The following is a 12,979-nucleotide window of genomic DNA, read 5'->3' as shown; positions in this document are numbered from 1 at the left end:
CGCCGCCCCGTCCGGGAGGCCGATATGACACCAACACAGGATTACACCATGTCTTTCCCAAACTTCATCAATCGAACCCTCGCCGTTTTTGCCTTTTGCGCATCAACAAACAGCCCGGCAACAGCCGATGTGCCCCACCCGACAGACGCCATTGCGACCCGGCATGCCGTTCAGACGAGCGCCGGGCATAGCATTCCGGTCGGCGCGTTCGGCTTTCTCATTGTGCCGCGCCCCCGCGAAGTCACGCTGTTGCAGCTGCGCGGCATCGCAGGCAGCGGCAGGGCTGTCCTGCGCACGGATGCGCCGGGCATTTGCCTGACTTTTCCCGTCCGTTTTGTTGCCGGCGATCTCAGCGGGGATCAGATTTCAGGCCATCTGTCCGAGCCGATCCATCTGGTGATCAAAAGCCGACGTGCCGCACGGGCGCTGGCCCATGGCCGCGATGTGGTAAGCGACAGTTTCGACGTCAGCACGCGGATGACCCCGCACACCGATATCCTCATGCAGTCCGGATTGGAGGAGAGCTTTGGGTTTGTCATCAACCCCGGTCGCAATATCCTGGGAGACATCTTCGGCGTCAGAACCCACCGCGTTTCCTGCCACAGCGTTTGATTGGCCGTGAAAGCAGACCGCAGGTGACCTATTCGGTTGCGGTCTGTTTTCGAAAGGCCGAGGGGGTCTGCCCCGTCACGCGGCGAAACTCTGTGTTGAAGTTGGATTTCGACAGAAAACCGGCTTCGAACATGATTTCCGTGACGGGCAGATCGGTGTCGCGCAAGGCGCAGGTCGCGTATTCGATACGGTAGCCGTTGATAAACCGCGAGAAATTCTGTGACGTGACCCGATTGATCGCACCTGAAAGGTCCCGCGCCGGGACCGACAGACGCTTTGCGCTCCGGGCCAGTGTCAGGTTGCTGTCGCGGAACAAGGCCTTGTCCTTCAGGATCGCGTCAAAGGCCTGCACCAGAGCTTTGTCCCCATCGGACGGCGCGGCAACACCTGCGCCAACACCCTGCGCGGTCTGCCAGATCAGCGGCACACCCGCCAAGGCCACAACAAGGACAAACCCGGCAAAAAGCCCCGACACTCCGGTGAGCAGCGTCATCAACTGCGCATCCCGCGCCACAAGGCTGATCGCAAACACCAGCGCATCTGCGGCCACCATCAGACCCAGCAGCGCAATGGTCACGTAGATGGCCATGCGCCACAGACCAACGGCATGCTGCGGCACCGATATGAACGCATCAGGTCGATATCCCAGCAGCCGGGCAAGACAGACGAGATAGATGCAGTTGATGGCAAGGATGAACACATCGGCGGAGACCTGAAACGGTGCCGCCAGCCCTGCCAGCCCAACCAGAACAACCCCACCATGGCGCACCAACGTCCGGCGCCAGCCTGCGGCCGTGTCCTCCATCAGTCCCGCAAACCCAAGATAGGCAAAAGGCGCCGCCAAGATCGCAGCATAGGGCTGCATCCGCGCAGGCCAGTTCCAGTCGAACGTAACCCGCATGCCCAGAAACACCGTGACACAGGTCAGACACAGCAGGAACAGGCAGAAAAAGACCCGCGACCGGCGTGGTATGCGTGTATTCCAAGCAAGCACATAGGCAGCGACACACAATGAGACGCTGACCAGCCATGCTATTGGGAATGCGGACATGCTCCGCACAGTAGTGAGAACCGCCACACCTTGACCAGCCCCTTTGCACGGCAGGGCATCTCCTTCGGATTTCAGAAGAGATCAGCCTCGGCCGCGCCAAAAAAAATCGGGAAATCCGTCAGGCAGACGCCCCATAGCCCTTGCCATTGGCGGAAAATCAGCGAAGTTTACAGGCTGTAAAAAAACAACAACACAGGGGATCTGAAAATGAAATCGACAACGGCACTGACAGTCGCGGCGATGCTGCTGACCACAGCCGCACCGCTGAGCGCGGAAACGCTACGCTGGGCGCGCTCTGGCGACGCGCTGACGCTTGACCCGCATTCGCAGAACGAAGGACCGACGCACACGATCCGGCACCAGATGTATGAGCCGCTGATCATCCGCGACGTGACTGGCGCGTTTGAACCTGCACTGGCGACCGATTGGGCACCAAAAGCCGACGATCCGAACGTCTGGGTGTTCAACCTGCGTCAGGGCGTGAAATTCCACGACGGTGCGGATTTCAATGCCGAAGACGTGGTGTTCAGCTTTGAGCGCGCCAAGCAGCCCAACTCGGATATGAAAGAGCTCATCGGCTCCATCGCCGAAGTGCGCGCGGTGGGCGATTATACTGTTGAGATCGTGACCGATGGTCCGAACCCGATCCTGCCCTCGAACCTGACAAACCTCTACATGATGGACAAAGGTTGGACGGAGGCGAACAACACCGTCAACGTGCAGGATTTCGAAGGCGGTGAGATCACTTTTGCCACCACCAATGTAAACGGCACCGGCCCTTACACGCTGGTCAGCCGCGAGCCCGACGTCAAAACCGTCATGGCGCGGAATGAAAACTACTGGGGCCGTGATCAGTTCCCGCTGGAAGTGAGCGAGATTGTCTACACCCCCATTCAGAACGCTGCGACCCGCGTGGCCGCGATGCTGTCAGGTGAGATCGACTTCCTTCAGGACATGCCGGTGCAGGACCTTGAGCGCGTGAATGCCGCTGACGGTCTGGTGGTCAAACAGGCCCCGCAGAACCGGGTGATCTTCTTTGGGATGAACCAGGGGGCCGATGACATCGAAGCCGACAACGTCGATGGGAAAAACCCATTGGCAGACGTGCGCGTGCGCAAGGCGATGTCCATGGCGATCAACCGCGATGCGATCCGTCAGGTTGTGATGCGCGGCCAAAGTGAGCCTGCGGGCATGATCGCACCGCCTTTCGTCAACGGATGGACGGCTGCGATGGACGGTGAATCCTCCACGGACATCGAAGGTGCCAAGGCGCTGATGGCCGAAGCGGGCTACGGCGATGGGTTCTCCATCCGGCTGGATTGCCCGAACGATCGTTACATCAACGACGAAGGCATCTGTCAGGCGGCCGTTGGCATGCTGGGCCAGATCGGCATCACCGTGAACCTTGATGCGATCCCCAAGGCGCAGCACTTCCCCAAGATCACCGATGGCAAGACCGACTTCTACATGCTGGGCTGGGGCGTGCCGACCTACGATTCCGAGTATATCTTCAACTTCCTCGTGCACGGCCGTGAATCCGATATCGGCACATGGAACGGTACCGGTTTTGACAATGACGACGTGGATGGCATGATCAAATCACTGGCCTCCAACACCGATCTGGAGGCGCGCAATGCCGACATCGCCAAGATCTGGCGGGTCGTGCAGGATGAGCAGCTGTACATCCCGATCCACCACCAGGTTCTGAACTGGGGCATGTCGGAAAAAGTCGGCATCGAAGTTGATCCCGAGGATCAGCCAAAGGTCAAATACTTCACCATGAAGTAACCTCAGACGCGGCGCGCCGGACATCCCGGCGCGCCGCTCTCTGTTTCACGCACCCGCAAAGCCATGGGCCTGGGCCCAGGGAAGGACCTCAGATGTTACGCACCCTCAGCTATGCAGCCCTCATTGCCGCGATGGCCCCTGCCGTGCAGGCAGCGGACTTCACATGGGCGGTCACGACCGATCCGCAGACGATGGACCCCCATGCCGTGAACTCCGCCCCGGTTCTGGGCTTTCTCAACAACGTCTACGAAGGGTTGGTCCGACGCGGGCAGGACATGGCAATTGAACCCGCGCTTGCCACAAGCTGGGAACCGATAGGTGCCGGCGCAGGCTGGCGTTTCAAACTGCGCGAGGGGGTGACCTTTCAAGACGGTGCGGCCTTCACCGCCGCCGACGTTCTGTTTTCGTATCAGCGCGCCTCAAGCGAGGAAGCCGATACCCGCAGCTGGTTCTCTCCGGTGTCGGACGTGATCGTGGTGGATGACTACACCGTTGATATCATGACCACCTCCCCCAACCCGATCTTCCCGGACAGCATTGCGAACTGGATGATCATGGACAGTGATTGGGCGGCGGCCAACGATGCCACGCGCCCGAACAAGGAAAGCGGCAATTACGCGACGCTGAACACCAACGGCACGGGCGCTTTTGCCATCACCAACCGGGAACCGGGCCTGCGCACCGTGCTGGAGCCACATGCAGGATGGTGGGGGGACGCCACACATAACATTACCCGCGCCGAACTGACGCCGATCCAGAATCCGGCGACCGCTTTGGCCGCATTGCTGTCGGGGGATGTGGATTTCATCAACCCCGTGCCGGTACAGGACGTCGCACGCCTGAAAAGCGACGCGAACGTGAAGGTCATTCAGGGGATCGAGGCGCGCGTGATCATGCTGGGCTTCCCGCATGAAGTGGATGCGCTGAAGTATTCTGCCGAAACCACGGATGCCAATCCCTTTGCCGATGCGCGCGTGCGCCGCGCGGTGGCCCATGCCATCAACGTGCCCGCGATCCTGCAAACCACGATGCGCGGCAATGCCAAAGCGGTGAACCAATTGGTCAGCCCTGCGATGCGCGGCTATTCCAAGGCGCTCAGCAATGATGCCGCCTATGATCCGGACGCCGCCCGCGCCCTGCTGGCCGAAGCTGGGTATGCTGATGGGTTCTCCTTCGGCCTCAAATGCCCCAACGATCGTTACCTCAACGACGAGGCGGTCTGTCAGGCGATCACCGGGATGCTGGCACAGGTCGGCATACGCGCCACGCTGGATGCGATGCCGGTGCAGAACTACTGGCCGGAACTGCGGGCTGACAACTTCGACATGTATCTTCTGGGCTGGTCCCCCGGCACCTTTGACGCCGAACACCCCATCCGTTTCCTCGCCTCGACCCCGAATGAGGAAAAACGTCTGGGCAGCTGGAACTTCGGTGGCTATTCAAACGCGCGCGTGGATGAGCTGCTGCCCATGATCCAGTCGGAAATTGATGAACCCAAACGTCAGGCGATGCTGGATGAGGTCGCACAGACCTTGCAGGATGAGACGGCCTACGTGCCGCTATACGTCCAGCCACTGGTCTGGGGGACACGCGCCAATATTGATTTGGTACAACGCCCGGATAACTTCTTTATCCTGCGCTGGGTCACTGTTAACTAAGTCCATCCGGAGGGCGCGTCAGCCCGCCGACCCTTGGGAAGTTCACCATCATGCTGGCCTATATCATTCGTCGCATTGTGCAGTCAGCACTTGTCCTGCTGATTGTCGGGCTGGTGGCCTTTGCGATGTTCCATTTTGTCGGCGATCCCATCGACAATATGCTGGGGCAGGAACGCACGCAGGAGGACATCGACCGGTTGCGCGCGCAGCTTGGCCTCGACCGGTCTTTCCCTGTGCAATACTACAAGTTCCTGCAGGAAGCCGTGCAGGGCAACTTCGGGGTCAGTTACCGGCAGGGACGTCCTGTGGCGGAAATCCTGCTGGAACGTGCCCCCGCGACACTGGAACTGGCTGCTGTCTCAGGCATCCTCGCCATTGTGTTTGGCATCGCCTTTGGCGTCTTTACCGCGATCCGGCGCGACGGTTTTGTGGCGAATTTCATCATGTCCGCCTCTCTCATTGGCGTATCGCTGCCGACCTTCCTGATCGGGATCCTGTTGATCTACATCTTCTCGGTTGAGCTGGGCTGGCTGCCCAGTTTCGGGCGCGGCGATACGGTGCAGGTGGGCAATTGGTCGACGGGATTGCTGACGGCATCCGGCCTCAAGGCGCTGATCCTGCCGTCCATCACGCTGGGCCTGTACCAGATGACCCTGATCATGCGGCTGGTCCGGTCCGAGATGCTGGAGGTGCTCCGGCAGGACTACATCCGCTTCGCCCGCGCGCGCGGCTTGCAGGAGCGCGCGATCAACTTCCGCCATGCGCTCAAGAACACGATGGTGCCGGTGATCACCGTCATTGGCCTGCAACTGGGCGCGATCATCGCCTTCGCGATCATCACAGAGACGGTGTTCCAATGGCCGGGCGTTGGATTGCTGTTCATCAACGCAGTGCAATTTGTCGATATCCCGGTGATGGCCGCCTATCTGATGCTGATTTCGGTGATGTTCGTGGGCATCAACCTGATCGTTGATATTCTTTACTTCTTCATCGACCCGCGTCTGCGCGTTGACCGTGCGGGAGGGCACTGATGACCGATATGCCTGCAAAAGAAATGCCTGCAAAACCGGTGGAGCAATCACGCCTGCGCGTGTTTCTCGACAGTGACATCTTCTACATGTTCAAACGCTCGCCTGTGGCGGTCGCCTCGACCGTCGTGGTGCTGATCCTTGTGCTGTCTGCGGTCTTTGCCCCGCTGATTGCCCCAACCAATCCGTTCGATCCCGCGTCGCTGAACCTGATGAACGGCTTCACGCCACCCATGGCACCCAACGCCTTTACCGGAGACAGCTTCTGGCTGGGCACCGATGATCAGGGACGCGATGTCTATTCGACCATCCTCTACGGCATGCGGGTCTCGCTCTTTGTCGGGGTGGCGGCGGTGCTCTTTGCGATGGTACTGGGCATCACGCTGGGGCTGATCTCCGGCTATGTGGGGGGCTGGACGGAAACGATCATCATGCGCACGGCAGACGTGCAGCTGACTTTCCCTTCGATCCTTGTGGCGATGTTGATCTTTGGCGTCGCCAAAGGGTTTACCCCCGTTGAATACCGCGACCAGATGGCGATCTGGGTGCTGATCCTCGCCATTGGCCTCAGCGATTGGGTGCAGTTCGCGCGTGTCGTGCGCGGGGCCACACTGGTTGAGAAACGCAAGGAATACGTCGAAGCGGCCCGCCTGATTGGCCGCACGCCTTATGCGATCATGCTGCGCCACATCCTGCCCAACGTGCTTTCCCCGGTGCTGGTGATCGCGACAATCTCGCTCGCGCTGGCGATCATTGCCGAAGCCACGCTCAGCTTTCTGGGCGTGGGGGCGCCGGCCACGCAGCCGTCGCTTGGCACTTTGATCCGCATCGGGCAAGGGTTCCTGTTCTCCGGCGAATGGTGGATCCTGCTTTTCCCCGCCTGCACGCTTTTGCTGCTGGCGCTCAGCGTCAACCTGCTGGGCGACTGGCTGCGCGATGCGCTGAACCCGAGGTTGCGCTGATGTCTGAGGTTGTTCTGTCGATCCGCGGGCTGTCCGTCGAAATCCCCACCCGTGCGGGCATTGTCAAACCCGTCGACGGGGTGAGCTATGACATCCGCGCGGGCGAAATTCTGGGCGTTGTGGGCGAAAGCGGCGCGGGCAAATCCATGGCGGGCAATGCCGTGATCGGCCTGCTCAGCCCGCCCGCCCATATTGCGGCGGGGGAAATCTGGCTCAATGGCGCGCGCATCGACGCGCTCAAGGGCGAAGACATGCGCCGCTTGCGTGGCAAGCACATCGGGATGGTGTTTCAGGACCCGCTGACTTCGCTCAACCCGCTGCTGACCGTCGGAGATCAACTGACCGAAACGATGCTGACCCACCTCGACATCAGCCGCGCGGAGGCGGACAAACGCGCTATCGCAGCCCTCGAAGAAGTTGGCATTCCGGGTGCGGCCGAACGGATCGACAGCTACCCGCATGAGTTCAGCGGCGGCATGCGGCAGCGTGTGGTGATCGCCCTTGCCCTCTGCGCTGAACCCTCGCTGATCATCGCGGATGAACCCACGACGGCGCTGGATGTCTCCGTTCAGGCGCAGATCATTGCGCTGCTGAAGCGGCTCTGCCGCGACCGGGGCACGGCAGTGATGCTGATCACCCACGACATGGGCGTGATTGCCGAAGCGGCGGACCGCGTGGCGGTGATGTACGCGGGACGACTGGCAGAACTGGGCGCGGTGCGCGATGTGCTGACTGCGCCACGCCATCCCTATACACACGGTCTGATGGCCTCTACCCCGCTGGCGTCCCAGGGCAAGGAACGGCTCCACCAGATCGAAGGTGCGATGCCCCGGCTCAACAAGGTGCCCGAAGGCTGCGCTTTCCACCCCCGCTGCGCCTACGCGCAGGCCAAGTGCAAGGGCGCCCCTGCCCCGCAAATCGCGGAAGGCCATGCCGCCTGCTGGTTCCCGATGGTCGCAGCAAAGGCATCGTAATGACTCTGATTTCCGTCAAATCTCTCACCCGCGTCTTTGACGTGTCCAAACCCTGGCTGAACCGCGTGATCGAGCGGCGGGCGAAGGCATTCCTGACAGCGGTGTCAGATGTGGATTTCGAGGTGGAGGAACGCAGCACCTACGCGCTTGTGGGGGAAAGCGGTTCCGGCAAATCCACCATCGGGCGCATGCTGGTCGGGTTGCTGACACCGACATCCGGCACGGTTGAGATCAACGGCGTGAACCTTGCCAGTGAAACAGACGCCAGCAAGGTGGATCTGATCCGCTCTGACATCCAGATGATCTTTCAGGACCCCTTTGCCTCTCTCAACCCGCGCTGGCGGGTGCGGGATATCATCGTCGAACCCGTTGTCGCGCGGGGTGGGGATGCCACGGGTCTGGCGGAAAAACTGCTGGAACAGGTCGGCCTGTCCGCCCTTGATGCAGGCAAGTTCCCGCATGAGTTCTCAGGCGGGCAGCGTCAGCGGATTTGTATCGCCCGCGCGCTGTCGTCGGAGCCAAAGCTGATTGTCTGCGATGAGCCGACATCGGCGCTCGACGTATCGGTACAGGCGCAGGTGCTTAACCTGATGAGCGACCTGAAGGACAACTTCGGCCTGACCTATGTGTTGATCAGCCATGACCTGACCGTCGTACAGCATATGGCGGACCGCATTGGCGTTCTCTATCTGGGCCGGTTGGTTGAAGAAGCCAGCCCCGAGGATCTGTTTGCCAACACCAAACACCCCTACACCAAGATGCTGCTGGAAGCCGCCCCGCGCATGGACGGGTTTGGCCGCGAAGCGGAATTGCCGGAGGGGGAGATCCCCGATCCCATCAATCCACCGACCGGCTGCGCCTTCCATCCGCGTTGCCCGATTGCGACCGACATCTGCAAGATGGAACGGCCCGTGATGCGCAAACTGAATGCGTCCCGCGTGGCCTGTCATCTGGCCGAATAGAGCCGCCGTCCTGCGGGACGCCCCTCCGTGACACCCTGCCCAAACCAGAGCTTTGACGCCCGCGTGCTGCGGTCCCCGCAGCCGTGCGATGCACACTGATTGAGCACGGGCAGAGACGGCTCTTTGCCCGCCTGTCCACGCCAGAATCTTTTTTTGAACCGTTTTCGAACCGGGTGCGACCAAGGGCATCTCGTTGATCAAAGGTGCGGGTGCCGGGTGCTTTGAAAGCCACGGCAATCGCCAACCGGGCAGCGGGGAGAAAACGAGTGAAATCAAGTTACAACTGGAGAAACCAAATGCCTTTTTTCAACTTTTACAATTTCCTCTTCGGCAACAACGTCAATGGCTCAGACAAGAGCGATCTGATCATCGGCACCTTCGGCAAGGATCACCTCAACGGGAACGGAGGCGACGACCTGATCTTTGGTCTGTTCGGCGATGACAAGATTTCAGGTGGTGACGGCGAAGATCATCTTGATGGTGGCTCCGGCAACGACGTCATTGTCGGCAACAAGGGCAACGACAAGATGTTTGGCGGGCACGGCAACGACCTGCTGGTGTGGAACAACGGCGACGGGTCAGACCTGATGGACGGCGGCAAGGGCTATGATGCGGTTCAGGTCAATTTCAACACGGACCTTGTGAACGACGATTTGCAGAACAAGGACGTCGCGGAATTCTCGTCCACGGAATACGGCGTGCAGTTCGCGCGCATTGAAGTGAACGACCAGACCGAACGTGGCCTCTTCCAGCTCGACATCCGCAACACCGAAACGCTGGAGACGAATTTCGGCGGTGGCGATGATACGGCCGTTCTCAAAGGGGATGTGCTGAACGACATCTATCTGGATCTGGATGGCGGCAAAGGTGTGGACACGCTGGACCTATCGCAGGTTGCAGACGGTGTTAACGTCAACCTCAAGGCCGGCAAGCTGGACGGTTCCACCGCGCAGAACTTCGAGAACGTCATCGGCACCGCGTATGATGACACCATCAAGGGGGACAATCAGGACAACGAAATCTCCGGTCTTGATGGCGCGGACAAGATCTTTGGTCGCTCGGGCGATGACACTCTTGTGGGCGGCAAAGGCGATGACATTGTCAAAGGCGGACAGGGCGATGATGACCTTGTCTGGAACAACGGCGATGGCTCTGACCTGATGGATGGTGGCAAGGGCAACGATCTGGTTCAGGTGAACTTTGACACGGACCTTGTGAATGATGATCTGCAAAACAAGGACGTCGCTGAATTCTCCGTCACCGACAAAGGCGTGGCATTTGCCCGCATCGAGGTCAACGACCAGACTGAGCGCGGGCTGTTCAACCTGGATGTGCGCAACACCGAGACGCTGGAGACCAACTTTGGCGGCGGTGAGGACACGGCCGTGCTGGTGGATAACATTCTCGACAAGATCGTTCTGGATCTGGATGGCGGTGCCGGCATTGATACGCTGGACTTCAGTCAGCTGTCCTCCGCCGTGGAGGTCGATCTGGCTGCGGGCACGATGGCCAGCGCGGGCGGCACAAAAACCTCAACCGCCGTCAATTTCGAGAACATCGAAGGCACTGCATTTGACGATACCATCACCGGTGACGATCAGGATAACGTCATCCGCGGCGGTGCTGGAAACGACGTGATGCAGGGCGGCGAAGGGGCCGATACCTTCGTGTTCTTTGAAGAAGACCAGGGCGTCGATGTCATCCTCGATTTCGAGTTGGGGGTCGACAGCCTCGCCTTCTTCACAACTGACCCGGACGTCACCACAGAGAACCTGTTGGGCAACATGACCCAAAACGGGGACCACGTGGATATGACCCTGAACAACAAGGTGGTCACCTTCGAAAACACGTCGATTGCCGATTTCAGCGCCGATGATTTTCTGATCATGTAATCTGCATTTTAGCAAAGGCGTTGGGCCCCGCCTGCATGTGGCTGGCGGGGTCAGTCCGTTTGATCCGGGGTGATGCGGCCTGTACTTTGCCGTCATGGCGCTGCGCAGAGGACCCAGCGGCCAAATTCAGCTCTCAATCCCCGCACAACCCGTCCGCCAGCGCCAGACCATATCCGAACATTGGATCGCGGCCTGCTGGCCCAAGCTCTGCACTGGTGCGGGAAAGCTGCCTGCGCACGGCGGCAACATCGCGGGTATTGCGCAGCGATGGATCAGCCGCCAGGCGTGCCGTGACAAAGGGTGTCGCGATGGACGTGCCTGTCACAAACCGCGCGCCGCTGCCTGACGGCACAAGGACCTCCACACCGGGGGCCGCAACGTCCACATGCGGACCCCGCACCGCATTCCGGTAAAGACGCCCGCTGACATCCACAGCCGTCACCGCAATGACCCGCTCGAACCCCGCGGGATAGAGCGGATCGACCTCCGGCCCCTCATTGCCGACTGCCGCCACAAGGATCAGCCCACGGGACGTCGCGCGCTCCACCGCCAGATCGAGCAGCTTGTTGTAAGGCCCCGCAAGCGCGAGGTTTACAAAATGCACATCCTCCTCGGCCAACCAGTCCAGCGCACGCACAAGCGCGTCGGCACCTGCCTTCGGGCCACGTCCGTCGCTTTGCCCAAAGACGTTCGCGCCATAAATCCGCGCATCCCGCAGCCGGTCCGGACCCACAAGGATGTGCGCGACGTCCGTACCATGTGACGTGGCGGCAGCAGGCCCGTCAAAAAAGCTGCGTGTCCGGATCTGAGCGCCCGCCAATGCAGGCGACGACGCATCAATGGCCGCATCAATCACCCCGATGGGCGCCAGAGCCCGGCAGCCGCCCGGTGTCCAACTCATCATCTCGGCGGCATAGTCCAGCGATCTGGCCGCGCTGGCCTGTTGCTGGAACCGGTAGGCATGGTTGATACCCACTGTTGAGGCCGGCACAGCACCCTCCAGCGCGGCAATTGCCTCTGGCCCTGTCACCCCATCGGCCATCCGAAAGGTCACCATTGTCAGATCAAGGGCGCGCAAACGGGTCACATCAAGCTCCCGGTACCCTTCCGCCCGCGCTGCCGCACGGATCTGCGTCACGCTGCGCGCATCCGGCAGCAACGCAATAACCTTGCGCGGGCCCACAACATCAGCAGCCCTGCTCCCTCCTGTCAAAGCCGTGTGCGACACCGGCGCGCAACTCAGCACCGCCAGCGAAAGGCTGATCACGAAAAAACTGCGCAAAAAACGGGCAACGTCGGGCACAAGAGGTCTCCTGTCAGGATTGGCGCGGATAAGGCAGAGGCACGCGGTACCCCATTCGTTTGTACAAATTTTCAGATCAGGAGAACGCAGTCAAAATAGCGTGTCCGCAATCATTTTGAACCTTCTGCCCGAAGTATGCGACAAAGGTCAGGACCTTGCAAACCGAAGGCAGGCAATCATGGACCGCGACGACAGGATAATGGACTACATGCAGAACCGCCTCTCTCCTGCGGAGCGGGCGCAGTTTGAGCAATCCATGGCAAAGGAACCGGCGCTGGCTGCTGAAGTCGAGCTGATGCGCGCGGTGCGTATGGACCTTGAAAACGGGCCCGTTCACAAGAAGGCTGATGCGGTCTGGGATCGGTTGTCCTCCGCGATGGAAGCAGCCCCCCTGCCCGCCAACGACAACCGCAGCCCCTGGCGACAGGTTCTGCAATACGCAGCCGTTGCCCTTGTCGCGGTGATGGGTTGGCATTTCGCCATCGTTCCCCAGATCACCGATCAACCCGGTGAGTTCGAGGCCGCGAGTGAGCAATCCGCCCTCCCGGCCCTTCAAATCCGCTTTGTCGATACGGCAACACTGGGCGACATCACGGCTCTGCTGACTTCGTTGGACGGCAGGATTACCGATGGTCCAAGCGCATTGGGGTTGGTGCAGGTGTCCTTTCCCGACGCGCAGCTTATGCAGGAAGCGCTGGCACTGCTGCGCACCCGCCCGGAGTTGGTCGAACTGGTTCAGGCGCAGTAAT

11 protein-coding genes are annotated in these 12,979 nt (G+C 60.4%); 9 read left to right on the top strand and 2 right to left on the bottom strand.

Annotated elements, in window-relative coordinates:
* Window positions 1-24: 24 nt before the first annotated feature.
* Window positions 25-612, top strand: a complete 588-nt coding sequence (locus Q1A91_RS17230; protein ID WP_299880268.1) for a hypothetical protein — start codon at window positions 25-27, stop codon at window positions 610-612.
* Window positions 613-640: 28 nt separating this feature from the next.
* Here Q1A91_RS17230 and Q1A91_RS17225 read toward each other — a convergent pair whose 3' ends face one another.
* Window positions 641-1,663, bottom strand: a complete 1,023-nt coding sequence (locus Q1A91_RS17225) for an AraC family transcriptional regulator (protein WP_299880265.1) — start codon at window positions 1,661-1,663, stop codon at window positions 641-643.
* Between the two features lie 207 nt (window positions 1,664-1,870).
* On the opposite strand from Q1A91_RS17225, the gene Q1A91_RS17220 reads away from it, so the two are divergent.
* The 7 genes from Q1A91_RS17220 (at window position 1,871) to Q1A91_RS17190 (ending at window position 10,927) form a co-directional block, all read left to right on the top strand.
* A complete protein-coding gene (locus tag Q1A91_RS17220) occupies window positions 1,871-3,451 on the top strand; it encodes an ABC transporter substrate-binding protein (RefSeq protein WP_299880262.1) in 1,581 nt (526 codons plus the stop codon).
* A gap of 92 nt (window positions 3,452-3,543) precedes the next feature.
* Window positions 3,544-5,109, top strand: coding sequence for an ABC transporter substrate-binding protein (locus tag Q1A91_RS17215; protein ID WP_299880259.1), 1,566 nt, complete (start codon window positions 3,544-3,546; stop codon window positions 5,107-5,109).
* A gap of 50 nt (window positions 5,110-5,159) precedes the next feature.
* Window positions 5,160-6,140: an ABC transporter permease gene (locus Q1A91_RS17210; protein WP_299880256.1), complete on the top strand. Its 981-nt coding sequence runs from the start codon at window positions 5,160-5,162 to the stop codon at window positions 6,138-6,140.
* Window positions 6,140-7,099, top strand: coding sequence for an ABC transporter permease (locus tag Q1A91_RS17205; protein ID WP_299880253.1), 960 nt, complete (start codon window positions 6,140-6,142; stop codon window positions 7,097-7,099). Before Q1A91_RS17210 ends, Q1A91_RS17205 begins: the two co-directional genes overlap by 1 nt.
* Complete coding sequence (locus Q1A91_RS17200) at window positions 7,099-8,073, top strand: ABC transporter ATP-binding protein (RefSeq protein WP_299880250.1); 975 nt, start codon at window positions 7,099-7,101, stop codon at window positions 8,071-8,073. Before Q1A91_RS17205 ends, Q1A91_RS17200 begins: the two co-directional genes overlap by 1 nt.
* Window positions 8,073-9,035 (top strand): ABC transporter ATP-binding protein, encoded by a 963-nt coding sequence (locus Q1A91_RS17195; protein ID WP_299880247.1) that lies wholly within the window; start codon window positions 8,073-8,075, stop codon window positions 9,033-9,035. The genes Q1A91_RS17200 and Q1A91_RS17195 overlap by 1 nt, the downstream gene beginning before the upstream one ends.
* 296 nt (window positions 9,036-9,331) lie before the next feature.
* Window positions 9,332-10,927 (top strand): calcium-binding protein, encoded by a 1,596-nt coding sequence (locus Q1A91_RS17190; RefSeq protein ID WP_299880244.1) that lies wholly within the window; start codon window positions 9,332-9,334, stop codon window positions 10,925-10,927.
* Window positions 10,928-11,060: 133 nt separating this feature from the next.
* Here the strand turns inward: Q1A91_RS17190 and Q1A91_RS17185 are convergent, their stop codons facing one another.
* A complete protein-coding gene (locus Q1A91_RS17185) occupies window positions 11,061-12,230 on the bottom strand; it encodes a S8 family serine peptidase (RefSeq protein ID WP_299880241.1) in 1,170 nt (389 codons plus the stop codon).
* Window positions 12,231-12,408: 178 nt separating this feature from the next.
* On the opposite strand from Q1A91_RS17185, the gene Q1A91_RS17180 reads away from it, so the two are divergent.
* Window positions 12,409-12,978 carry a hypothetical protein gene (locus Q1A91_RS17180; RefSeq protein WP_299880239.1) on the top strand — a complete coding sequence of 190 codons (570 nt, stop codon included), beginning with the start codon at window positions 12,409-12,411 and terminating at the stop codon, window positions 12,976-12,978.
* Window position 12,979 lies beyond the last annotated feature (1 nt).

It is taken from the genome of uncultured Sulfitobacter sp. (assembly GCF_947500075.1).
Lineage (GTDB): Bacteria > Pseudomonadota > Alphaproteobacteria > Rhodobacterales > Rhodobacteraceae > Sulfitobacter.
Note: the sequence above shows the minus strand (reverse complement) of the source record. Positions and strands in the feature narration are given on the sequence as shown.

Bases quoted from the DNA above. Each gene is read 5' to 3' on its own strand.
- Q1A91_RS17205 (WP_299880253.1), top strand. From the start codon at position 6,140: ATGACCGATATGCCTGCAAAAGAAATGCCTGCAAAACCGGTGGAGCAA.
- Q1A91_RS17195 (WP_299880247.1), top strand. From the start codon at position 8,073: ATGACTCTGATTTCCGTCAAATCTCTCACCCGCGTCTTTGACGTGTCC.
- Q1A91_RS17200 (WP_299880250.1), top strand. From the start codon at position 7,099: ATGTCTGAGGTTGTTCTGTCGATCCGCGGGCTGTCCGTCGAAATCCCC.
- Q1A91_RS17220 (WP_299880262.1), top strand. From the start codon at position 1,871: ATGAAATCGACAACGGCACTGACAGTCGCGGCGATGCTGCTGACCACA.
- Q1A91_RS17190 (WP_299880244.1), top strand. From the start codon at position 9,332: ATGCCTTTTTTCAACTTTTACAATTTCCTCTTCGGCAACAACGTCAAT.
- Q1A91_RS17230 (WP_299880268.1), top strand. From the start codon at position 25: ATGACACCAACACAGGATTACACCATGTCTTTCCCAAACTTCATCAAT.
- Q1A91_RS17210 (WP_299880256.1), top strand. From the start codon at position 5,160: ATGCTGGCCTATATCATTCGTCGCATTGTGCAGTCAGCACTTGTCCTG.
- Q1A91_RS17225 (WP_299880265.1), bottom strand. From the start codon at position 1,663: ATGTCCGCATTCCCAATAGCATGGCTGGTCAGCGTCTCATTGTGTGTC.
- Q1A91_RS17180 (WP_299880239.1), top strand. From the start codon at position 12,409: ATGGACCGCGACGACAGGATAATGGACTACATGCAGAACCGCCTCTCT.
- Q1A91_RS17215 (WP_299880259.1), top strand. From the start codon at position 3,544: ATGTTACGCACCCTCAGCTATGCAGCCCTCATTGCCGCGATGGCCCCT.